The sequence below is a fragment of the Mycobacterium toneyamaense genome (assembly GCF_055384815.1).
In genome coordinates this window covers 5,164,061-5,185,330 of sequence record NZ_AP040333.1, presented here as the reverse complement: position 1 = coordinate 5,185,330, position 21,270 = coordinate 5,164,061, and the positions used below count along the sequence as shown (strand labels likewise).

Sequence of the window (21,270 nt, the reverse complement as noted above, 5' to 3'; positions counted from 1 at the left end):
GACGCCGTCAGCTGACGGTGACGTCGTCGATGTCGATGGTCACCGTGACCATGTCGCGCACGGGCTGCCCGTCGGCGTCGCGGACATAGACGACGCGCTTGGTCGGGAGCACGATGCCGTCGAACTCGGTGTGGTTGTCCGAGTAGTGCGCGGCCGGGGAGTCGCCGGCGATGTCGACGTCGTAGTCGCGCCGCCGGATCAGGCCGTCCGAATCGATGTAGAGGGTCTGCTGGGTGCTGTGGGTGGCGATGGAATCGGGGTACTTCACACCGAGCCGGCGCCACGTCTGGCCGTTCTCGTGCCACGTGCCGAGCTCTTCGGTGTGGACACCGGGCAGCGTCAGCGAATACGGCTCGGACAGGTACGTCCACATCGCGTAGCCCGCGAAGTAGGCCAGCTGCAGCGTGGACCACGGCGTCTCGAGGGTGTGTCCGGCGAAGGAATCACGAGGAGAATCCAGTGTTTCCAACGTCTTTGGCGAGTCATCGTCGGTTTCGATGACGACGCGGCCGGGGCGGTACGCGGAATGCAGCCCGGGCTCGGGCAGCGGGTGGTGCCATGCGAGTTGGTCCTTGGGACTGATCGCCACCCGCGAATCATCGAGAATGCCGTCGACGCCCTTGAGTCCCCACAGTCCGCCGCCGATGAGCTGATGGATCTTGATGCGGTTGACCTGCTCCCAGCGCTCCTGGCCGCCGGATGCGGAGATGACTTCGTGCAGCAGGGACATGGCGTGCTCCTTTGATGACGGCGGCCGCCGGGTGGCGGTCCACAATCGACCCTGCCTCGGCAGGTTGGCATGTGGGAGGCCGCGATCTTCCTGGTACCGAGGGGGACAGGATCGGGGCGGCTGCCCAACTGAGCGCTGCCGAATCCGGGTTGCTCCGCCGATCAGGTGGATACGCTTGATTTGTGCTTACCGGTTGGGCCGTCGGGTGTCTGCTGCTGGTCGCCGCCGTGCTGGTGTTGGGGGCCGGCATGGCGGCGCGCACGTACATCGGCGGGACGCCCCAGGATCACCCGCATCGTCGGCGCGCACGCGCGGTGCGCTGGTCCACTTTCGGCAAGGTGTTCTACGGCCCGATCAACCGTGACGCCCAGGGCAACAACACTTTTGACGACGAAGAGCTCGATCACATGCTCTTCCTGCCGGCGGTCGTCGTGGCCGGCGGACTGCTCCTGGCCGGGTTGTTCGTGCTGTTCCTGGAGCTGGTCAAACACGGCGGGTGACGGCGACCGGCGTCAGCGTCGCTGCAAAGCGAGTTCAGCGGCCTCCCGCACCGGGCCGCGCCACGCGGGCCCGTGGCCGGGCAGCAGCACCTGGGTGTCCAGCAGACCGAGCGCCGACAGGCTGCGTTCACACGCCGCCTCGTCGTGGTTGAAGATGTGCGGCAGTAGCTGCGGGCCGCCCTTGGTGATGAGGGGGTGACCGGTGACGACGGCGTCGCCGGCCACCAGCACGTCGCCGAAGACGTAGGAGCAGTGTCCGCCGGTGTGCCCTGGACTGGGAATCAGCTGCGGACTGCCCGGCAGCGTCGCCGCGACGTCCTCGGTGAGGGCCTGCGCGGTCGGAATGCCCTCGCGCACCAGCCCGCCCTTGCCGACGATGTGCATCGACCAGGCCAGGTACCGCGGGTTCCAGGCCCGCGTCAGGAGGTCGGCCGGTGAAACCTGTTCCAGGTATTCGCGTTTGGCGTGACCGACCTCGGCGCCGTGGCAGAACACCGGTGTGTCATGGGTTTTGGCGAACCAGATGGCTGCGCCGAGGTGGTCGACGTGCGCGTGGGTGAGCAGAATCGCCCGTACGTCGCCGGCCTCGAAGCCCAGGTCGCGCAGTGAACGCAGGACGTCATCGCGCTGGCCGGGAAAACCCGCGTCGATCAGGATCACCCCGCTGTCGTCGCTGACCAGGGTCCAGTTCACCAGGTCGGTTTGGGCGAAGTGAATATTTTCGGTGATCGCGCTCAGGGCTGCCGCCATGTGGCGAGTGTAGGCAGAGTAGAAAAGGAACTGCAGAGGCGACGAACAGGAACGGGACTCATGGCTGAACTCAGGCTGGGATACAAGGCGTCGGCGGAGCAGTTCGCGCCGCGTGAACTCGTCGAGCTGGCGGTGGCCGCCGAGGCGGCGGGCATGGACAGCGCCACCGTCAGTGATCACTTCCAGCCGTGGCGCCATACCGGCGGCCACGCACCGTTCTCCCTGGCCTGGATGACCGCGGTGGGCGAGCGCACCGAGCGGCTGGTCCTGGGCACCTCGGTGCTGACCCCGACGTTCCGTTACAACCCGGCCGTCATCGCGCAGGCGTTCGCCACGATGGGCTGCCTGTACCCCGACCGCATCTTCCTGGGCATCGGCACCGGTGAGGCGCTCAACGAGATCGCCACCGGCTATGAAGGCGAATGGCCCGAGTTCAAGGAGCGCTACGCGCGCCTGCGTGAGTCGGTGCGCCTGATGCGTGAGCTGTGGCTCGGCGACCGCGTCGACTTCGAGGGCGAGTACTACAAGACCAAGGGTGCCTCGATCTACGACGTGCCCGAGGGTGGTATCCCGATCTACATCGCCGCGGGCGGGCCGCAGGTGGCCAAGTACGCCGGCCGTGCCGGCGACGGCTTCATCTGCACCTCGGGCAAGGGCGAGGAGCTGTACAAGGACAAGCTCATCCCCGCCATGCGCGAGGGCGCCGAGGCCGCGGGCAAGAACCCCGACGACGTCGACCGGATGATCGAGATCAAGATCTCGTACGACCCGGATCCCGAACTGGCTCTGGAGAACACCCGCTTCTGGGCGCCGTTGTCGCTGACGGCCGAGCAGAAGCACTCCATCGACGACCCGATCGAGATGGAAGCGGCCGCCGACGCGCTGCCCATCGAGCAGGTCGCCAAGCGCTGGATCGTGGCGTCCGACCCGGACGAGGCCGTCGAGAAGGTCAAACAGTACGTCGACTGGGGCCTGAACCACCTGGTGTTCCACGACCCCCGGCAGGACCAGCGCCGCTTCCTGGAGCTGTTCAAGACCGACCTTGAGCCTCGCCTGCGCAAGCTGGCGTGACGGAAGGCCGGGCTCGGTAGGCTTATCGCCGTGCCCGACGCCACCGCGATCTACATCGCCTCACCCGAAGGCGACACCGGCAAGTCGACCATTGCGCTGGGGCTGTTGCACCGGCTGGCGGCCACGGTCGCCAATGTCGGGGTGTTCCGCCCGATCGTGCGTGCGGGGACCGGCCGCGACTACATCCTCGATTTGTTGCTCGCGCACAGCACCGCGGGCCTGGACTACGACGACTGCGCCGGGGTCACCTATCAGCAGTTGCACGACGATCCCGATGCGGCGATCGCAGACATCGTCGACCGCTACCACCGCGTCGCCGACAAGTGCGGTGCGGTGGTGATCGTCGGCAGCGACTACACCGATGTCGCCTCGCCCAGCGAGTTGTCGATGAATGCCCGCATCGCGGTGAATCTCGGTGCGCCCGTGTTGCTCTCGGTACGCGCCGCTGATCGCACACCCGGCGAGGTGGCCCATGTGGTCGAGCTGTGCCTGGCCGAGCTCGCGGCCCAGCACGCGCACACCGCCGCGGTCGTCGCGAACCGGTGCGCCCCTGACGAACTCGCCGACGTGGCCACCGCACTGCAGCGGTTCACACCGAAAAGCTATGTGCTGCCCGAGGAGCCGCTGCTGGCGGCGCCGACGGTGGCGGAGCTGCGGGACGCGGTGGGTGGCACGTTGATCAGCGGCGACGAGGAGCTGCTGACGCGCGAGGTCATGGGAATGATGGTCGCCGGCATGACGGCCGAACACTGCCTGGAGCGGCTGCGCGAGTCCATGGCCGTCATCACCCCGGGCGACCGCTCCGATGTGGTGCTGGCCATCGCCAGTGCCCATGCCGCGGAAGGCTTTCCGTCGATCTCGTGCCTCATCCTCAACGGCGGCCTGCCGTTGCACCCATCGATCGCCAAACTGGTTGCGGGCCTGGGGCTGCGGTTGCCCATCGTGGCCACCGAGCTGGGCACGTATGACACCGCCCGCGCCGCGTCGACGGCGAAGGGCCGGGTGACGGCCACGTCGCTGCGCAAGGTCGACACCGCGCTGGCCCTCATGGACGAGCATGTCGACGTGGCGGATCTGCTTGCTCAGCTTGCGGTCCCGATCCCGTCGGTCGTCACGCCGCAGATGTTCACGCACCAGCTGCAGGATCGGGCCCGGGCGGACCGCAGGCGCATCGTGCTGCCCGAAGGCGACGACGACCGGATTCTGCGGGCGGCGAGCCGGCTGCTCGCGCGCTCGGTCGCCGACCTGACCATCCTCGGCGACGAGCCGACGGTGCGGGCGCGGGCTGCCGAGCTGGGCCTGGACCTCTCGGCCGCCGTGGTGCTCGATCCGCGTACCAGCGAGCTGTGCGACCAGTTCGCGGCCCAGTACGCCGAGCTGCGCAAGAAGAAGGGCGTGACCCTCGAGCAGGCTCGCGAAATCATCCACGACGTCTCGTATTTCGGCACCATGCTGGTGCACAACAACATGGTCGACGGCATGGTGTCCGGGGCGGCGCACACCACCGCACACACCGTCCGGCCGGCATTCGAGATCATCCGTACCGCGCCGGACATCTCGACGGTGTCGAGCATCTTCCTGATGTGCCTGGCCGACCGGGTGCTGGCCTACGGCGACTGCGCGATCGTGCCGGACCCGACGTCCGAGCAGCTGGCCGACATCGCGATCAGCTCGGCGCAGACCGCCGCGCAGTTCGGCATCGAGCCGCGTGTGGCCATGCTGTCCTACTCGACCGGCGATTCGGGGACCGGCGCCGACGTCGACAAGGTCAGGGCGGCAACGGAATTGGTCCGCACGCGGGCACCGGAGCTGTTGGTCGAAGGGCCGATCCAGTACGACGCCGCCGTCGAGCCGTCGGTCGCCGCGACGAAGATGCCGGATTCGCCGGTGGCCGGCCGGGCGACAGTGCTGATCTTCCCGGACCTGAACACCGGCAACAACACGTACAAGGCGGTGCAGCGCAGCGCGGGCGCCATCGCCATCGGCCCGGTGTTGCAGGGCCTGAACAAACCCGTGAACGACCTGTCCCGGGGCGCGCTGGTCGAGGACATCGTCAATACCGTTGCCATCACGGCGATTCAGGCTCAAGGAGCGAAATGAGCGGGCCGGTACTGGTACTCAATTGCGGCTCGTCGTCGGTGAAATACCGCTTGGTGCAATCGGCTTCGGGCGAGTCGCTGGCCGACGGCGTGATCGAGCGGGTGGACGATTACCCGAAAGCGTTGCAGCAGGTGTTCGATGCGGTCGGTGCCGCCGGAGTGTCGGCCGACGAGATCGCGTGCGTCGGTCACCGCGTCGTGCATGGCGGCCGGCGGTTCTACCGGCCGACCGTGATCGACGACGAGCTGGTCGCCGAACTTGAAGAGCTGGCCCCGCTGGCGCCGCTGCACAATCCGCCGGGGCTGCTGGGCATCGACGCGGCCCGCAAGCTCTTGCCGGACGTATCGCACGTCGCGGTGTTCGACACGGCGTTCTTCCACGATCTGCCCGCGGCCGCGGCCGAGTACGCGATCGACCGGGAGGTTGCCGACAAGTGGCACATTCGCCGCTACGGCTTCCACGGCACGTCGCACCAGTACGTCAGCGAGCAGGCCGCGCAGTTCCTGGGTCTGCCCCTGGAATCGGTGAATCAGATTGTCCTGCACCTGGGTAACGGCGCATCGGCGTCGGCGATCGCCGGCGGTCGGCCGATCGACACCTCGATGGGTTTGACGCCGATGGAGGGTCTGGTGATGGGGACGCGCTCCGGTGACGTCGATCCCGGCATCATCATGTACCTGTCGCGCGCCGCCGGGATGTCTGTCGAGGACATCGACGTCCTGCTGAACCGCCACTCGGGTGTATCGGGATTGGGTGGGGCGACCGATTTCCGCGAGCTGCACAAGCGCATGGATGCGGGCGACGACGCGGCCCAGCTGGCCTACGACGTCTACATCCACCGGCTGCGCAAGTACATCGGCGGATACCTGGCGCTGCTGGGCGGGGCCGATGTCATCACCTTCACCGCCGGGGTGGGGGAGAACGACGCCGCCGTCCGCCGCGATGCGCTCGCCGGCTTGTTGGCGCTCGGCATCGAGGTCGACGAGGAGCGCAACCTCTCCCCGAACCGCGGTGCGCGCCGGATCTCCACCGACACCTCACCGGTGAGTGTGCTGGTCATCCCCACGAACGAGGAACTGGCGATCGCGCGGGCCTGCGTCGACGTCTGCAAGGTTGTCTGAAGGAACCTGCCAGGGTCGCGGCGTAGCTTGCGCTCGTGCCCTTACTGACCGGGACGTTCGACCCCGTAGCGGTGGTGCTGGTGCTGCTCGGCATCGGTGCCCTGGTGCGGCTGCGCCGACGCGTGTCTCGTGCCCGATCGTGGTGCCTCGGTGGCGCCATCGCGGTGTGGGCACTGGCAACGCTCAGCGCCGTCGCGGTCTATGCGCCGATGCTGTTCTGGGTGCGCGCGCTGCAGGTCCTGCTCCTGCTGTACGTGGTGCCGCTCCTCCTGGCGCTGAGCCGTCCGGTCTCGATGGTGGGAACCGTGCTCGACCCGGTGCTGAATTCCACTGCCACGCGGGTACTGCTGTCGCCGCCGGTGACGTCGGTGCTGATGCTGGTGACGCCGTGGCTGCTGTACCTGACCCCCTGGTACGTCACCTCGATGACCGGACCGCTCGCGTCAGTGACGCGACTTGTGCTGCCGGCCATCGGCTTTGGCTACTTTTATGCCCGCTTGCAGGTCGACCCGGTACCGCGGCGTTACCCGCCGTTGCTGTCCATCGGGATCAGCGTGGCCGAGGGTCTCGGTGACGGCATCCTCGGGCTGGTGCTGTGGCTGGGCCCGGTGATCGCCTACGACTACTACGCCGGACTGCACCGCGACTTCGGCCCGAGCATCCGGCAGGACCAGAGCTACGGCGCCGGGATCCTGTGGATTCTGGGTGACGTGCTGGGCGTGCCCTTCATCCTGCTGCTGATGCGTGCCTTGGGTTCCGACGAACGGCGCAAGGCGGCTGAGGTCGATGCCGAACTCGACGCGGCTGCTTCGGCCACCCCGCCGGCGGCCGCTGCCGACGAACCGGAGGCCGACGCACCGCCGAGCGGACTCTGGTGGCAGAGCGATCCGCAGCTGCGTGACCGTTACCGCTGAGCGAGTCGTGGTCGGCGTGTCGTCGCTCCTGTGGCACTTGCGATTTCAGCCCGTCAACTTTCATTGACTGTCCAGGAAAGCTGACGGACGCAGATCGAATGTGCCGAGGGAGAGCCGACACGCCCATGGCGACACGCCGAACTAGAACGTACTGACCGGCCGCACGTTGTTGGCCAGGTCCACCAGGGCGTACCGGTGCGCCTTGGTCGGCGCCACCCGGGCCAGCCCGCGCAACGAGGCCTCGACGCCGAGGCGGAGACCGTGTTCGGTGAACGGGAAACCCAGGATGTGGTTGGTGCTGGCGGTGTGGTCGGCCAGCCAGTCCAGCGCCGTGCCGAGGACCAGTGTCCGGATCTGCAGCACGCGCGGTTCGGTTTCCGGCAGCGCCTCCACTCGCCGGGCGGCATCACGGATTTGGCGTTCGGTGATCTCTGCGGTGGTCGGCGCCGACAGCAGCGTGACGGCGCTGGTCAGCCGTGCGGTGGTGAAATGCCTTGAGGTGGCCGGAACTTCGTCCAGGGTGTGCACCGCGGCCTCGCGGTCGCCGGCCAGCGCCTGCACCCGGGCCTGGCCGAAACCGGCTGAGATGATGCCGTTGTCGGTGTTCCACACCGTCTGATAGAACGCCCGTTCGGCTTCCGATCCGGACAGTTCGGCGGTGGCCGCCAACGCCACCTTCGGAGCGAGTTCACCCGGCAACGTGTTGAGCACCTCGGTGAAATCCTTCGTCGCGGACTCGTAGTTGCCGGACAACAGTTCGCCCACGGCGCGGAACCACACCAGCCGCCAGTGCCAGCCGATCCGGTCGGCCAGGTTCTCCAGCTTCCGGTTGGCTTTCGCCACGTCGCCGAGGTCGAGCAGGGCACGCACCTCCATCAGGGGCAGCTCGACCGAGGTGGACAGGTCCACCCCTTCCGAGTCGAGGGAGCCCTCGCGGGCAGCGCGCAGCGAATCCAGGGTCTGCACCGGCTGGCTCAGCAGGCTGGCCGACAGCACGGCCGCACCGACGTCGGCCGGGTCGACCAGCGGCACCTGCAGCGCCCGGACAATCTCTGGGGCCGTGATCTTTTCGGTGTGCTGCTGTCCGTCGATGTACACGTCGGTGTGGGCCACCAGCATGTTGACGCCGAACGTCGACCGCGACGGGCTGAACACCGACGACAGACCCGGCCGCGGCGTCCCGGTGTCCTGGGCGACGACCTCGCGCAGCACGCCGAGCAGCTGCCCGGACATCTCCTCGGCGCTGCCGAACCGCCGGCGTGGGTCGGGGTCGATCGTGCGGCGCAGCAACCGGGCGAACGAATCGTATTGCAGCAGAATCGGATCGTCCTCGGGGAGCCCGTCGACGTAGCGGCCCTTGTCGGTCTTGAGGTTCAGCGTCAGGGCCGCGAGGGTGCGGCCGACGGTGTAGATGTCGGTGACGATCGTCGGTCCGGTCCGGACGATCTCCGGCGCCTGGTAACCCGGTGTGCCGTAAAGGAACCCGAACGAGTTGATGCGCGATACCGCGCCCAGGTCGATGAGTTTGAGCTGCTCCTCGGTGAGCATGATGTTCTCGGGCTTGAGGTCGTTGTAGACCAGTCCGATCGAATGCAGGTAGCCCAGTGCGGGCAGGATCTCCAGCATGTACGCGATGGCCTGGGCCACCGGCAGTTTGGCGCCTTTGGCCTGTTTCAGCGACGTGCCGCCGACGTACTCCATCACGATGTAGCCCACCGGGTCACCGTGCTTGTCGGCGTGCTCGACGAAGTTGAAGATCTTCACGATCGCCGGGTGGGTGACCTCCGCGAGGAACTGTCGCTCGGCCATCGCGATGGCCTGCGCCTCGGCGTCGCCCGAGTGCACCAGGCCTTTGAGCACCACCGGGCGGTTGTTGACGTTGGTGTCCAGGGCAAGGTAAATCCAGCCCAGCCCGCCGTGTGCGATGCAGCCTTTGACCTCGTACTGGTCGGCCACCATGGTGCCCGGACTCAGTTGTGGCAGAAACGAATACGCGGCGCCGCAGTGTGGGCAGGAGCCTTCGGACCGGCCGGGTTCGCCGTTCTCGGAGCGGCCGACGGGCTTGCCGCAGGACCAGCAGAACCGTTTGGCCTCGGCCACCACGGGATCGGTCATCAACGCGGCGAGCGGATCCTGGTCCACCACCCGCGGCACCTCGACCAGGCCGCCGCCCAGGCGCCGGATGGGCGAGACCCGGGTGGTCGCGGTGACGAGGCCGGTCGGCGCGGAATCCCGTTCGGGCGGAACCGGCACCGGGATGCTCATCGAGTCGTCGAACAGTGGCCGGAACACGGCTTGCGTGCCCATCGGCCGCATCGTGGCCAGCGAATCCCACGTCACCTCGACGGCCTGGGTGCCGGGGTCGGTGTCGGGACCCGCGTCCACCGGACCCGCATCCACCGGGCCCGCCTCAACGGGGCCTGTCGTCGCTTCGCTGTCGGGCATCAGTCGCTGTACCTCGGTACGGGTGGGTTCGGCGTCGAGCCGAGCACGGTCAACCACTTGCGGTACAACGTGTTCCACGTGCCGTCGCGGCGAATCCGCTCCAACGTCCCGTTGACGAACCGCACGAGACCGGTGTTGTTGAGGTTGATTCCGATGCCGTACGGCTCCTCGGCCATGTTGGGGCCGACGATGTGCAGGTACGGGTCCTGCGCCACCAGACCGGCCAGGATCGCGTCATCGGTCGACACCGCGTCGGCCTGCCGCTGCTGCAACGCCACCAGGCAGTCCGCCCAGGTGACCGCTTCCACGAGGACCGGCGGCGGGGTGATGCGCTGCAGGCGTGCCTTCGAGGTGGTGGCCTTCACGACGCAGACCCGCTTGCCCGACAGGTCCGCGGGCCTGCGGACGTCGGAGTCGCGGGTGGCGAGGATCCGTTGCTTGGCGGAGAAGTACTCGGCTGAGAAGTTGACGAGCTTGCGCCGGTCGCACGTGATGCTCATGGTCTTCACCACGATGTCGACGAGATTGTGCTGCAGCGCCGAGATCCGGTCGTTGTCGGACAGGATGCGGTACTCGACCTGTGACGGGGTGCCGAAGATGTCGCGGGCCACCTCCCCGGCGATGTCGACGTCGAATCCGGTGATCTGCCCCGTGATGGGGTCGCGGAACGCGAACAGGTTGCTGCCGATGTCGAGCCCGACGATCAGCCGGCCGCGGTCCTTGATGTTGGTGACGGCCGCCGCGGCGGCCTCGGGCGTCGGGAACGGCCGCAGGCTTGCGGTGCAGTCGGACTTGTCCTCCGGGCCGAGCTCCGGCACGGCGGACTGCACCTCCATGCCCGCGGGTGTCGGCGGCGCGATGGTGATGCTCTGCGGCGCGACGGGCGGCGGGGCCTCGCCGCAGCCGGCGGCCACCAACACCGCGACCATCGCCGGGACCAACCGAGAACGCATCGTGAAACTCATCGGTATTCACTCAACCTCGGCCACAGCCCGAGCGCCACCGCGAGTGCCGCGGCGAAGCTCAACGCGGCCGCACCGACCGTCGCCCCGGACAGCGCCTGGCGTCCGTTCAGGATGTCGCTGCGCAGCTGCTTGCGGCTTTCGTCGATGGCCTTGGAGAGCGCTTCGTCGAGCTTGTCGAACGCCGGCGTCGAATCGTCTTCGCTGGTACCCAGCGCCACCTGGGTGGCGGACTGGTAGTTGCCGGTCGAGATGTAGGCGTTGATCCGGTCGTCGGCGGCACGCCACCGGCGGATCAACTGATCGGCGCCGTCCAGGTCCTTCTTGCCGATCGCATCGGGGCGACGCATGTAATCCCCGAGCTGCTGCTGGAGGGCGTCGATGCGGTGGTAGTACGACTGCTTGCGGACGCTCTCGTCGCCCCGCCGGATCAGCGACAGCGTCTCGTCCGCCCGCGCCTGCTGTGCGGTGATGGCCATGCTCGTCACAGTTTGCAGCGACGCGGCGGCGTTGCGGGCATGCCGGGTGTCGGTGGTCGAGATGATGAGCGTCGCGCCGATCCAGATGATCATGATCAGTACCGCCATGCCGCCGGCGACGAAACCGATGTTGACGCGCCGGCGGGTGTGCTGGGCCAGCCAGCGGTTCGAGAAGAAGCCGAACATCAGCGTCGCCGCGACCACCAGGATCACGGGTGCGGGCACCTGCGACGAGCCGCTGGTCTCCGAGTTCACCCGCGCCGAGGTGTTCTCGTAGAGCCGCTGGGCGTCCGGCAGGATCTGGGTCTGCATGAGCCATGACGCCTCGGACAGGTACGACGAACCCACCGGGTTGCCGGCGCGGTTGTTGGTCCGCGCGGTCTCCACCAGGCCGGTGTAGACCGCCAGCTCGGCATTGATGTGCCCGAGCACCTTGACCATGGGCTCGTCGGTGATGCCACTGGACGCGGCCGTGACGGCGACGGCGGCGTCCGTGATGGCCTGCTCGTAGCGCTGCCGCAGATCCACCGGCTCCGAGCCGGCGATGAAGGCGGTCGCGGCGGCGGCATCGGCGACCGACAGCGTGGTGTAGAGCTGGCCGGCCGCGAACGCCAGCGGCTCGGTGTGGTCGAGCACGGTGGTCAGGGCCTGCTGGCGGGCGTGGATCGTGGTCGAGGTGGCGAAGGCACACGCGAGGACCAGGCTGGCGAGCATCAACCCGATCAGGAGGATGCGGCCGGGGGTGGTCCACATGAACCACCATCGAGTGTGCGCGGGAGTCCCGGGGGACCGAGATACCACCGGCTCGGTCGAAGGGTGCGCCAACTCCACCGTCACGTGTGCGCCGACCTCAACTTTCCTGACCCGTTGGCCCTGCCGAACTCGTTTAATAGAAGTCTAAGAGCTTGCGGCGCGTAGGGGGTGGACTACCGGTCGGCCCGGTCCCCCAAATCTTTCGCGACGTTCCCTATTGTGGGTTTCGTGCAGGGCGACGGTGACGGATGGGTGCTCGCGGCTGACGGCTCCCACTTCTGGGGTCGCCATGGTGCGGCCGGACTTCTGCTGCGGGCGCCGCAGCCGGGCGGCGGAGCGGCGGTGCTGCTGCAGTACCGCGCGCCATGGAGCCATCAAGGCGGCACCTGGGCACTGCCCGGTGGGGCGCGCGACAGCCACGAGACCGTCGAGGAGGCCGCGGTCCGCGAGGCCTATGAAGAAGCAGGGTTGGAGGCGCATCAATTGACGGTCCGGACCACGGTGGTCACCGCGATCGCGATGGGTGAGGTGTGGACGTACACCACGGTGATCGCCGACGCGCCCGAACAACTCGAGACGGTGCCCAACCGCGAGAGCGTCGAGCTGCGGTGGGTCTCCGAGGACGACGTCACGTCGCTGCCATTGCATCCAGGATTCGCCGCCAGCTGGGAACAGCTGCGCAGCGTGACGGCGAGTATCCCTCTCAACTCGTAGGCAGCGCCTGCTTGAGCGCCCGAGCAGCCGCGGCGGGGTCCTCGGCCGCGGTGATCGCCCGAACCACGACGATGCGCCGCGCACCGGCGGCCACCACCTCGGGAACGCGTGCCAGGTCGATGCCGCCGATGGCGAACCAGGGTTTGTCGGTACCCGTCGCGGCCGCCGCGCGGACCAGATCCAAGCCCGGCGCGGTGCGGCCCGGCTTGGTCGGCGTGGGCCAACACGGGCCGACGCAGAAGTAGTCGACGTCCTCGGTCACCGAGACGGCCAGCTGCTGCTCGTCATGCGTCGAGCGGCCGAACAGCGGATCCGGCCCGACGATGTCGCGGGCGAGGGCCAGCGGCAGATCGTCCTGGCCCAGGTGCAGCACGTCGGCGTGGGCGCCGCGGGCGATGTCGGCCCGGTCGTTCACCGCAAACAGCGCGCCGTGCCGTCTCGCCGCGTCGGCCAGCACCTCCAGCGCTTCGAGCTCCTGCTTGGCCTCGAGCGGACCGAACTGTGCTTCACCAGCCGAGCCCTTGTCCCGCAACTGGATGATGTCCACGCCACCGGAGAGTGCCGCGTCGGCGAACTCGGCCAGGTCACCGCGCTCCCGGCGGGCGTCGGTGCACAGGTACAGGGACGCGGACTGCAGACGCTCGAAGGCTTTAGACACAGCGCGACGGTAGCGACTACCGTGGACGCCGCACACACGGGAGTCCCGGGACCGGGGGCTGAGAGTGGGGTCGTCCTACCCTTACCGTCACACCTGATCCGGATCATGCCGGCGAAGGGAGAGGAATCATCGTGCCGGCTGGCATGGCGGTAATCGGCGGCGGCGTCATCGGTCTGGCCGTGGCCCGACGCGCGGCGCTCGACGGGTGGTCGGTGCGCGTGCACCGGACCGAGGCGCGCGGCGCCTCGTGGGTCGCCGGCGGCATGCTCGCGCCGCACTCCGAGGGCTGGCCGGGTGAGCAGGACCAGTTGCAGGTGGGGCTGGACTCCCTGGCGTTGTGGCATGACGGCTTCCTCGACGGCCTGCCCGACGACGTGGTGACGGCCCGCGACTCGCTCGTGGTGGCGGTCGACCGGGCAGACGCGGCCGACGTCCGTACGGTCGCCGAGTGGCTGGCGGCGCAGGGGCATCCCGTCACGGTCACCACCGCGGCCCGTGACATCGAACCGTTGCTGGCGCAGGGGATTCGGCACGGCTTCCGGGCGGAGACCGAACTGGCCGTCGACAATCGCGTCGTCGTCGAGGGGCTGATCGCGCACTGCGACCGCCTGGGTGTGCAATGGGCCGGACCGGTCGATTCCCTCGACGAGACGCGTGACGCCGATGTCACCGTGCTGGCCAACGGGATCGACGCGCCGGCACTGTGGCCCGGGCTGCCCGTGCGTCCGGTGAAGGGCGAGATTCTGCGGCTACGGTGGCGCAAGGGCTGTATGCCGGTGCCGCAGCGGGTGATTCGCGCTCGGGTGCACGGTCGGCAGGTGTATCTGGTGCCGCGTGCCGACGGTGTGGTGGTCGGCGCCACCCAGTACGAGCACGGCCGGGACACCGCGCCGGCGGTATCCGGAGTGCGCGACCTTCTCGATGACGCCTGTGCGGTGATACCCGCCCTCGGCGAATACGAACTTGCCGAATGCGCTGCGGGACTGCGGCCGATGACCCCGGACGGCCTGCCGATCGTGGGCTGGCTCGATGACCGCACCCTGGCGGCCACCGGTCACGGGAGGAACGGCTTTCTGCTGGCCGCCTGGACCGCACAACGGATTTCGGACCTGTTGAAGGGCGATGCGAAAGAGGAGGTGGCACTGTGCTGATCACAGTCAACGATGAGAGCGTGGAGATTCGCGAAGGCACCACGGTGGCCGAATTGATTGGCACCCTGGGCTTTCCGGACAAGGGCATCGCCGTCGCGGTCGACTGGACGGTGCTGCCCCGGTCGGAATGGGACGACGTCGTGGCCGAGGGCGCCAAGATCGAGGTCGTGACGGCGGTGCAAGGTGGCTGAGGTCTGTACGTCGGCCGACGTCCTGCGCATCGCCGACCGGGAGTTCGGTTCGCGGCTCATCATGGGCACCGGCGGTGCGGCGAATCTGTCGATCCTGGAGGAGGCACTCGTCGCCTCGGGTACCGAGCTGACCACTGTCGCGATGCGGCGCATCGACGCCGAAACCGGTACCGGCGTGCTCGATCTGCTGAACAAGCTCGGCATCGCCGCGCTGCCCAACACCGCCGGCTGTCGCGGCGCGGCCGAAGCGGTGCTGACGGCGCAACTGGCGCGCGAGGCGCTGCAGACCAACTGGGTGAAACTCGAGGTGATCGCCGACGAGCGCACCCTGCTGCCGGACGCCATCGAGTTGGTCCGCGCCGCAGAGCAATTGGTGGACGACGGCTTCGTCGTCCTGCCCTACACCAACGACGACCCGGTATTGGCGCGCCGGCTGGAGGACACCGGCTGCGCCGCGGTGATGCCGTTGGGCGCACCGATCGGCACGGGGCTGGGCATCTCCAACCCGCACAACATCGAGATGATCGTCGCAGCCGCCGGGGTGCCGGTGGTGCTCGACGCCGGCATCGGCACGGCCAGCGATGCCGCATTGGCCATGGAACTCGGTTGTGACGCAGTGCTTCTCGCGACGGCGGTGACCCGGGCCGCGGATCCGCCGATGATGGCCGCCGCCATGGCCGCCGCGGTCACCGCGGGCCGGCTGGCGTCGCGGGCCGGTCGCGTGCCCAAGCGGTTCTGGGCGCAGGCATCCAGCCCCGCGCTATGACGACGCGGTATGTCGCCCTCGGTAGTTCGATGGCCGCCGGGCCCGGCATCGCGCCGGGCGCGCCCGGCGCACCGAAGCGATCCGGCCGGTCGGCGGTCAACTACCCGCATCTCGTCGCCGAGCAGCTCGGTTACGACCTTGTCGACGTGACGTTTTCAAGTGCCACCACCGCCCACGTGCTCACCGATCGGCAGTTCGGCGAGCCGCCGCAGGTGGACGCGCTCGACGGATCGGAGTCGTTGGTCACCATCACCATCGGCGGCAACGACGCCGGCTACGTGCCGATGCTCGGGGCGGCCTGCCTGCCCCGGTTCCTGCGGTCGGTGCCCGTCGTCGGCGGGCGGCTACGCGGACTGCTCGACGCGGCGGAACGGGACGAGGCCCTCGAGGTCGTGGGCGAGTCGTTGAAAACCGTTGGGCGAGAAGTACGCCGACGTGCCCCGCAGGCTCGGGTGCTGTTCGTCGACTACCTGACGCTCCTGCCGCCGGCGGGAGTGCCCGCGCCGCCGATCGGTGCGGCCGATGCCGAGCTGGGCCGGCATGTCGCTGCGCGGCTGGCCGAGCTGACGGCCGCCGCCGCTGCCGACACGGGATGTGACCTGGTGCCGGTCGCGGACGTCAGCCGTGCGCACCATGCGTGGTCGGCCGATCCCTGGACCACGGCGTTCCACCTGCCGCTGCCGGGCCGGGTGGCACCGCTGCACCCGAACGCCGCGGGTATGCGCGCCGTCGCGCAGATGGTGATCGAACGCGTATCGTGCGCCTGATGGCGCTGCCATCAGGCAAGGGGGTTGTCCGGCGATGATCCAGCTGACGGGATTGACAAAGGTTTTCGGTCGCAAACGCGCCGTCGATGATCTGACCTGTTCCGTCGAGCCCGGTTTCGTCACCGGTTTCCTCGGGCCGAACGGCGCCGGTAAATCCACCACGATGCGCATGATCGTCGGGCTGGACCGACCGAGCTCCGGCACCGCGACGGTGCTCGGCAAGACTTATCACGACCTCAAGCATCCGCTGCCCAGCGTCGGTGCCCTGCTCGATGCGCGTCAGGTGCATCCCAACCGCACGGCTCGAGCCCACCTGAGGTGGCTGGCTGCCAGCAACAAGCTGCCGAAGGCCCGCGTCGACGACGTGCTGAACATCGTCGGTTTGACCGACGTCGCGGGGAAACCGGCCGGCACCTTCTCGCTCGGCATGTCGCAGCGGTTGGGTATCGCCGTGGCGCTGTTGGGCGATCCGGAGGTTCTGCTGTTCGACGAACCGGTGAACGGTCTGGACCCCGAGGGCATCAGGTGGATCCGGACGCTCATGCGGGACTTGGCATCCGAGGGCCGGACGGTGCTGGTATCCAGTCATCTCCTGGCAGAGATGGCGAACACCGCGGACCGGCTGCTGGTGATCGGGCAGGGCCGGTTGATCAGCTCGAGCACCATGGCGGAGTTCCTGACCAGCTCCGGGAGCGACACCATCCGCGTGCGCAGCCCGCAGGTGGAGCGGCTCCAGGAACTGCTGACGGCGCAGGACGCGTCCGCTCAACTTTCCGGTGGCGTGCTTCTGGTGCGCGGAGTTTCGACGGAGCAGGTGGGGGAGTTGGCTGCCGGCCACGGGATCGTGCTGCATGAACTGGCTGCTCAACAGGCCTCGTTGGAGGAGGCGTACATGCGACTGACCGATGACGCCGTCGACTACCGGGCGGTGGGTGCGTCATGACGATCAACGCCGAGCGGATCAAGTTGCAGACCACGCGGTCGCCGATCTGGCTCATCCTGACAGTTGCGGTGGTGGGTCTGGGGTTCGCCGCGATACAGGCGGCGGCACTGGGGCCGCACGGGGTGCTCAAGCCCGAGCGGGCGGCCATCGGCGTCAGCGTCTTCGGTGTGCCGGTGCTGATGATCCTGTCCGCGATGTCGATCACCGGGGAGTACCGCTCCGGCATGATCCGCACGACGTTCCTGGCCACCCCCAACCGAGCGTGGGCACTGGCAGCGAAAGCGCTCGTGATGGCGGCGCTTTCCGCCGTCGTCACCGCGGTCATGGTGGCGGGCTCGATCGCGTTCGCGGCGTCGTTGGTGACGGCAGAGCAGGCCGAGGAATTGTCCTTCTCGAACGCGGAGGTCTGGCGTGCGATCGGCGCGATGTCGCTGTATGCCGTGCTGGGAGCGGTGTTGGCGGTCGGTCTGGGCGGGTTGTTGCGGCACGCCGCGGCAGTCGTCGCGGTGGTGTTGTTGATGCCGTTCGTCGTGGAACCGGTGCTCGGCGCGCTGCCTCAGGTCGGCGCACGGGTGGGACCGTGGCTGCCCTTCGGGAATGCCTACACCTTCACCAAGACGCCCTGGTTCCAGACGTTCTCGTTGTGGTGGGGACCGGTTGGTGCGGCCTGCTACTTCGCCGCGGTCGCGGCGGTGGTTTTCCTGCTGGCGCTCGTGGTGGTCACCCGGCGCGATCCGTAACCGGCGGAATCCGGGACATTCAGTTCTACGATGCTGGGAATGTCTGGTTTGCGACGACTGTTGCCGAGATCGCTCGGACGGCCTACGTTTCGCGGGTCTGAACTGCGAGAGGCATTCGCCAGCTTCGGCATCATCATCGTCCTGACCGTCGCGGTGATCTGGAGTATTCCGGGCGCGCCGATCAAGGACGCCATGGCTCCGCCATTGCAGCCGATAGCGCGGTTCACGGGCTTGGACCAGACTTGGGGCATGTTCTCGCCGAATCCGCCGCTGGCGGTGCCGGAAGTGGAAACTGCCGTGCTCTATGACAGTGGCGCCCGGCGGGTCTGGAAGCTCGAGGGTGACCGGTCTCTGGCGGGCCAGTTCCACTGGGATCGGTGGCGAAAGTTCAAGGAACAGTTGATCAATGAGCCGGTGACCCGACCAGCGTATGCGTTGTGGGTCGCGCGGAAAATGATGCGGCCGGGTGAGCACCCCGTCGGTGTGACGATCTTCTCTGACACCCGCAAGCTGCGGCCTCCCGGATCCAATGCTCCGGAGGCGCACGAGCAAAAGATCCTGTACGACTGGAAGTTTGGGCCTGCGTCATGATCGCTCCGGTGGCAACGTTGCGCGACTCGGGCCGCCGTGCAGTGCAGGGCTGGCGAACCTTCTGGTTCACTACAGAGCCGGCCTACACACTGGGGATGATCCGGATTGCGTTCGGTGTCTTGGCTTTCCTGTGGTCGCTCGAGATCGGGATGGACCTCTACGACAAGTTCAGCGTCAATGGCATTGTGCCTCAGCCGCCGACGTACGAGTTCTTATGGGGCGTGTTCTACCGCTGGCCGGGTGATACGGCCTTGCTGGTCGGCTGGATCGTGCTGATGGTGGCCTCGCTGGTCATGATCGTCGGCTGGCACACCAAGGTGGCGACCGTCCTGGTGTTCGTGATGATCATGTCTTTCGAACGCCGCAATCCCTGGATTTTCAACTCGGGCGACGGCTTGATCCGAATCCTGTCACTGTATTTGGCGCTGTCGCCATGTGGCGCGGCGCTGTCGTTGGACCAGCGTCGTCGCCTCGGATCCCTCTGGTCCGCGCAGGACATCAAGGTATGGCCGCTGCGTCTGATGCAGGTCCAGGTATCGATCATCTACCTCACCACGGTAATCGCGAAGCTGCGTGGCGATACGTGGCAGCACGGTAGTGCGGTCTCGTTCATCTTGCGACTCGACGACATGCTGATACTGCGGGCCCCTGGCTGGATAACCACCAGTCCGCTCATCTGTAATGCCGTGACGTGGGGCACCCTGCTGATCGAATTCAGCGTCGGGGTGTTTGTGTGGAACAAACGTTGGCGCACAAAGATATTGCTTGCCGGCGTGTTCCTGCACCTCACCATCATGGTGACGATGGTCGTCGGGTTCTTCTCGCTGGCCATCTTCGTGCTGTACCTGTCGTTCGTGCCGTGGGAACGGTGCAAGGCGGTCGCGGAGGACGTTCGCGGATGGCTCGGTGCGTCGGCACGACGGGTCTGTGCCGCACCCGCTGGTGAGGCGGACGGCAGCGACACCGCTTCTGTTCCGCCGCAATAGCCGCTCCCTGGCTGGTTCGACTAACCCCGTTGCTGCGGGGTATTCGTCCAACAGCCGATGTTGACGGGTTTGCTGCTCTACGATCGCGATCATGTCGGAGGCAGAATCGGAAGCATCGCCCGTCTCGCGCCGTTCTGTCGCGGTCGATGTCCAGCCGAGGTGGATGGCTCCGGCGTCGCTGGCAGTTGCGATAGCCGCGCTCGGCATCGCAGTCTGGGCGCTCGTATCGCAGCCGCCGCACCAGGTAGCTCCGTCGGCGCCTGCGCCGACCGAACAACAGGTTGCTGAGGCGAAGGCTCGCGCCTGCACTGCTTTCACGACCGTGCGCACGGCGGTGGCCCTGCAGACGCACACAGAACTCGGTCCTGAGCCGGTTGCTGTGCAGGCGGTCACGGCCGTCTCCCGTCTGGCCATGAGCAGTGGTGCACAGTACTTGCAGGCGCATCTGGACTCGGCCACGCCGGCCGACCTCGCGGCTGCGATTCGCGAATTTTCTGTTGATCTGCAGGATATTTCGATGTACGGGCAGGCCGGGGTCGGAGGCGCCGACCCGGCGCAGGCGGCTCGGCTCAAGGCTGGCGAAGCCGCCAGCATGAAGATCGCCGGCCTCTGCAAGTGAGTCGCGTGGGCACCGTGGCGGGCGTTTCGCCTGGTCGGCCGGGTCTCCGACCGTGAGACGTCCTGTTCGCCACGAGTGTCCGCGATCTTGATGCGCCGGTTACCCAGTCCGGCGACGCAACGGCAGCCCTTGTACAACGAACAAGTCCTCACGGTGTGCGAGGCCCGGATTCTGCGAATTCTGGGAGTGGGCCCATCGAACGGGGAATTCGCCGAGCAGGTCCGCGTCGCGATCTCAGTTATTTGGTGATGTTGATTCGGCGAGTCGGCGTGTTCCGGCGCGATCGAATAGCGTTTTCTCGCAACGGTTTTGAGAGTGATATCACGTGTTATGCGATATCGGTGCATGGACCGTTGCCAGCGTCCGTGTCATCAGTGGGCATTCGCGATGTATCCATACCGGATGCGGTGGGACGGCGGTAGGTGCGGCGATTGCCGGTACCACCGGTGATCCAGGCCCGTTCAACCTCGGTGAGTCCGCCCCAGGTGCCGTAGGGTTCTTGCACCTGGAGCGCGTGGGCGCGGCATTCGGCGATGACCGGGCATTGGTGGCACATCTGTTTCGCGCGGGTCTCGCGGGCCGAACGTGCCCGTCCCCGTTCACCGTCGGGTGAGAAGAATGTGCGCCAGTCGGAGCCGCGGCAGGAGGCCTGTAGTTGCCAGTCCCACACGTCGGTGTTTTGACCGGGCAGCTGCGCAGGCAATGCCACGGGCCATCGTCCTTTCTCGCGGAACAAGGCCCGGGTGCACGAATGCGCCGCGGGCCTCACGGATGTCGATCGGGTAGGTCAGCCGACGGTGAAGGACCACTGACTGTGGACCTCGTCGCCGTCGGCGGAGGTGTTGTGCCAGTGGACGATGTACTCGCCCGGGATCGGCGAGGGCCGCAGCGCCACGCTGTAGGACGCTCCGGAGCCTTTGAGTGGGCCGGTCGTCCATTCCGCGTGGTCGGGACCGGTCACCCAGATTTGCGGGTTTTTCACGGCCTCGTTGTAAGTGATCGACACCTGGGTCGGGGACGGTCCGGTGGAGCTTTCCGCCGGGGTGGTGGCCACCACCCAGTCATGCGCGGACGCGATTGCCGGGGTCAACGCGGCGGTTGCGGTCATGACCGTCGCGACGGTCATCCAGCGCAGGGGTTTCATGTTGCATCACTTTCGTTGTGGGCATGTCCATCAGGTCCGGCGGCGGTTCCAACAGCGGTAAACAGGGACATTCCACAGTTCGCCACGTCCGGTAGTCGGCGTGGTTGCGTGGTTAGTTCCGCGCCCAAGCTGCCAGTGTGCTGGGAGTCGGTGGATCTCTCCGCGACCAGCTGCC

At 67.6% G+C, this 21,270-nt stretch carries 22 protein-coding genes and 1 pseudogene; 15 read left to right on the top strand and 8 right to left on the bottom strand.

Annotated elements, in window-relative coordinates; genetic code table 11:
* Window positions 1-7: 7 nt before the first annotated feature.
* Window positions 8-730, bottom strand: a complete 723-nt coding sequence (locus ACZ5IQ_RS25080) for a hypothetical protein (RefSeq protein WP_464480439.1) — start codon at window positions 728-730, stop codon at window positions 8-10.
* Between the two features lie 182 nt (window positions 731-912).
* Here ACZ5IQ_RS25080 and ACZ5IQ_RS25075 point away from each other — a divergent pair, with 182 nt between their 5' ends.
* Entirely contained in the window at window positions 913-1,230 is a 318-nt protein-coding gene (locus tag ACZ5IQ_RS25075) for a hypothetical protein (RefSeq protein WP_135356045.1), read from the top strand.
* Between the two features lie 12 nt (window positions 1,231-1,242).
* On the opposite strand, the gene ACZ5IQ_RS25070 is transcribed toward ACZ5IQ_RS25075, so the two are convergent.
* The gene (locus ACZ5IQ_RS25070) at window positions 1,243-1,980 is read right to left on the bottom strand and encodes an MBL fold metallo-hydrolase (RefSeq protein WP_064860062.1); all 738 of its coding nucleotides are present in this window, start codon (window positions 1,978-1,980) and stop codon (window positions 1,243-1,245) included.
* Between the two features lie 60 nt (window positions 1,981-2,040).
* Here ACZ5IQ_RS25070 and fgd point away from each other — a divergent pair, with 60 nt between their 5' ends.
* The 4 genes from fgd to ACZ5IQ_RS25050 are packed head-to-tail and all read left to right on the top strand — an operon-like array spanning window position 2,041 to window position 7,186.
* Window positions 2,041-3,051 carry a glucose-6-phosphate dehydrogenase (coenzyme-F420) gene (gene fgd, locus ACZ5IQ_RS25065; protein WP_133427859.1) on the top strand — a complete coding sequence of 337 codons (1,011 nt, stop codon included), beginning with the start codon at window positions 2,041-2,043 and terminating at the stop codon, window positions 3,049-3,051.
* 30 nt (window positions 3,052-3,081) lie between these two features.
* Window positions 3,082-5,151 (top strand): phosphate acetyltransferase, encoded by a 2,070-nt coding sequence (pta, locus tag ACZ5IQ_RS25060; protein WP_135356046.1) that lies wholly within the window; start codon window positions 3,082-3,084, stop codon window positions 5,149-5,151.
* Complete coding sequence (locus ACZ5IQ_RS25055; RefSeq protein WP_064860065.1) at window positions 5,148-6,272, top strand: acetate kinase; 1,125 nt, start codon at window positions 5,148-5,150, stop codon at window positions 6,270-6,272. Before pta ends, ACZ5IQ_RS25055 begins: the two co-directional genes overlap by 4 nt.
* 35 nt (window positions 6,273-6,307) lie before the next feature.
* The gene (locus ACZ5IQ_RS25050; protein ID WP_226519742.1) at window positions 6,308-7,186 is read left to right on the top strand and encodes a cytochrome c oxidase assembly protein; all 879 of its coding nucleotides are present in this window, start codon (window positions 6,308-6,310) and stop codon (window positions 7,184-7,186) included.
* 141 nt (window positions 7,187-7,327) lie between these two features.
* Here the strand turns inward: ACZ5IQ_RS25050 and ACZ5IQ_RS25045 are convergent, their stop codons facing one another.
* The 3 genes from ACZ5IQ_RS25045 to glnX form a co-directional block, all read right to left on the bottom strand.
* The gene (locus ACZ5IQ_RS25045; protein ID WP_374704258.1) at window positions 7,328-9,502 is read right to left on the bottom strand and encodes a serine/threonine-protein kinase PknG; all 2,175 of its coding nucleotides are present in this window, start codon (window positions 9,500-9,502) and stop codon (window positions 7,328-7,330) included.
* Window positions 9,503-9,630: 128 nt separating this feature from the next.
* Complete coding sequence (locus ACZ5IQ_RS25040) at window positions 9,631-10,584, bottom strand: glutamate ABC transporter substrate-binding protein (protein WP_061003644.1); 954 nt, start codon at window positions 10,582-10,584, stop codon at window positions 9,631-9,633.
* A gap of 8 nt (window positions 10,585-10,592) precedes the next feature.
* Entirely contained in the window at window positions 10,593-11,909 is a 1,317-nt protein-coding gene (gene glnX, locus ACZ5IQ_RS25035; protein ID WP_061003639.1) for a protein kinase G-activating protein GlnX, read from the bottom strand.
* A gap of 144 nt (window positions 11,910-12,053) precedes the next feature.
* Between glnX and ACZ5IQ_RS25030 the strand changes: the two genes are divergently transcribed.
* Window positions 12,054-12,539 (top strand): NUDIX hydrolase, encoded by a 486-nt coding sequence (locus ACZ5IQ_RS25030; protein WP_174814081.1) that lies wholly within the window; start codon window positions 12,054-12,056, stop codon window positions 12,537-12,539.
* Here ACZ5IQ_RS25030 and thiE read toward each other — a convergent pair.
* Window positions 12,529-13,197, bottom strand: a complete 669-nt coding sequence (gene thiE / locus ACZ5IQ_RS25025) for a thiamine phosphate synthase (RefSeq protein WP_138250725.1) — start codon at window positions 13,195-13,197, stop codon at window positions 12,529-12,531. The genes ACZ5IQ_RS25030 and thiE overlap by 11 nt on opposite strands.
* Window positions 13,198-13,340: 143 nt before the next feature.
* Between thiE and thiO the strand changes: the two genes are divergently transcribed.
* The 9 genes from thiO to ACZ5IQ_RS24980 all read left to right on the top strand — a co-directional run bounded on the left by thiO (window position 13,341) and on the right by ACZ5IQ_RS24980 (window position 19,951).
* Window positions 13,341-14,348: a glycine oxidase ThiO gene (gene thiO / locus ACZ5IQ_RS25020; RefSeq protein ID WP_407665201.1), complete on the top strand. Its 1,008-nt coding sequence runs from the start codon at window positions 13,341-13,343 to the stop codon at window positions 14,346-14,348.
* Window positions 14,342-14,539 (top strand): sulfur carrier protein ThiS, encoded by a 198-nt coding sequence (gene thiS / locus ACZ5IQ_RS25015; RefSeq protein ID WP_064860070.1) that lies wholly within the window; start codon window positions 14,342-14,344, stop codon window positions 14,537-14,539. Before thiO ends, thiS begins: the two co-directional genes overlap by 7 nt.
* Window positions 14,540-14,561: 22 nt before the next feature.
* The gene (thiG, locus tag ACZ5IQ_RS25010) at window positions 14,562-15,305 is read left to right on the top strand and encodes a thiazole synthase (protein ID WP_267324358.1); all 744 of its coding nucleotides are present in this window, start codon (window positions 14,562-14,564) and stop codon (window positions 15,303-15,305) included.
* Entirely contained in the window at window positions 15,302-16,072 is a 771-nt protein-coding gene (locus tag ACZ5IQ_RS25005; protein ID WP_464480438.1) for an SGNH/GDSL hydrolase family protein, read from the top strand. Before thiG ends, ACZ5IQ_RS25005 begins: the two co-directional genes overlap by 4 nt.
* 34 nt (window positions 16,073-16,106) lie before the next feature.
* The gene (locus ACZ5IQ_RS25000) at window positions 16,107-17,015 is read left to right on the top strand and encodes an ABC transporter ATP-binding protein (protein ID WP_464480437.1); all 909 of its coding nucleotides are present in this window, start codon (window positions 16,107-16,109) and stop codon (window positions 17,013-17,015) included.
* Window positions 17,012-17,755, top strand: coding sequence for an ABC transporter permease (locus tag ACZ5IQ_RS24995; protein ID WP_464480436.1), 744 nt, complete (start codon window positions 17,012-17,014; stop codon window positions 17,753-17,755). The genes ACZ5IQ_RS25000 and ACZ5IQ_RS24995 overlap by 4 nt, the downstream gene beginning before the upstream one ends.
* A 39-nt stretch (window positions 17,756-17,794) precedes the next feature.
* Window positions 17,795-18,346: a hypothetical protein gene (locus ACZ5IQ_RS24990; protein WP_267324076.1), complete on the top strand. Its 552-nt coding sequence runs from the start codon at window positions 17,795-17,797 to the stop codon at window positions 18,344-18,346.
* A gap of 8 nt (window positions 18,347-18,354) precedes the next feature.
* Window positions 18,355-19,332, top strand: coding sequence for an HTTM domain-containing protein (locus ACZ5IQ_RS24985; RefSeq protein ID WP_267324075.1), 978 nt, complete (start codon window positions 18,355-18,357; stop codon window positions 19,330-19,332).
* A 91-nt stretch (window positions 19,333-19,423) separates the two neighbouring features.
* On the top strand, window positions 19,424-19,951 hold the full coding sequence (locus ACZ5IQ_RS24980) for a P-loop NTPase family protein (protein WP_267324074.1): 528 nt from the start codon (window positions 19,424-19,426) through the stop codon (window positions 19,949-19,951).
* Window positions 19,952-20,363: 412 nt separating this feature from the next.
* Here ACZ5IQ_RS24980 and ACZ5IQ_RS24975 read toward each other — a convergent pair.
* Window positions 20,364-20,660 (bottom strand): annotated as a pseudogene (locus ACZ5IQ_RS24975) (WhiB family transcriptional regulator); the annotation flags it as partial.
* Window positions 20,661-20,738: 78 nt separating this feature from the next.
* A complete protein-coding gene (locus tag ACZ5IQ_RS24970; RefSeq protein ID WP_267324073.1) occupies window positions 20,739-21,095 on the bottom strand; it encodes a copper resistance CopC family protein in 357 nt (118 codons plus the stop codon).
* Window positions 21,096-21,270 lie beyond the last annotated feature (175 nt).

Bases quoted from the DNA above. Each gene is read 5' to 3' on its own strand.
- ACZ5IQ_RS25045 (WP_374704258.1), bottom strand. From the start codon at position 9,502: ATGCGGCCGATGGGCACGCAAGCCGTGTTCCGGCCACTGTTCGACGAC.
- ACZ5IQ_RS24970 (WP_267324073.1), bottom strand. From the start codon at position 21,095: ATGAAACCCCTGCGCTGGATGACCGTCGCGACGGTCATGACCGCAACC.
- ACZ5IQ_RS25055 (WP_064860065.1), top strand. From the start codon at position 5,148: ATGAGCGGGCCGGTACTGGTACTCAATTGCGGCTCGTCGTCGGTGAAA.
- ACZ5IQ_RS25000 (WP_464480437.1), top strand. From the start codon at position 16,107: ATGATCCAGCTGACGGGATTGACAAAGGTTTTCGGTCGCAAACGCGCC.
- ACZ5IQ_RS24990 (WP_267324076.1), top strand. From the start codon at position 17,795: ATGTCTGGTTTGCGACGACTGTTGCCGAGATCGCTCGGACGGCCTACG.
- ACZ5IQ_RS25080 (WP_464480439.1), bottom strand. From the start codon at position 730: ATGTCCCTGCTGCACGAAGTCATCTCCGCATCCGGCGGCCAGGAGCGC.
- ACZ5IQ_RS25005 (WP_464480438.1), top strand. From the start codon at position 15,302: ATGACGACGCGGTATGTCGCCCTCGGTAGTTCGATGGCCGCCGGGCCC.
- ACZ5IQ_RS24995 (WP_464480436.1), top strand. From the start codon at position 17,012: ATGACGATCAACGCCGAGCGGATCAAGTTGCAGACCACGCGGTCGCCG.
- fgd (WP_133427859.1), top strand. From the start codon at position 2,041: ATGGCTGAACTCAGGCTGGGATACAAGGCGTCGGCGGAGCAGTTCGCG.
- ACZ5IQ_RS25040 (WP_061003644.1), bottom strand. From the start codon at position 10,584: ATGCGTTCTCGGTTGGTCCCGGCGATGGTCGCGGTGTTGGTGGCCGCC.
- thiO (WP_407665201.1), top strand. From the start codon at position 13,341: ATGGCGGTAATCGGCGGCGGCGTCATCGGTCTGGCCGTGGCCCGACGC.
- ACZ5IQ_RS25070 (WP_064860062.1), bottom strand. From the start codon at position 1,980: ATGGCGGCAGCCCTGAGCGCGATCACCGAAAATATTCACTTCGCCCAA.
- ACZ5IQ_RS24980 (WP_267324074.1), top strand. From the start codon at position 19,424: ATGTCGGAGGCAGAATCGGAAGCATCGCCCGTCTCGCGCCGTTCTGTC.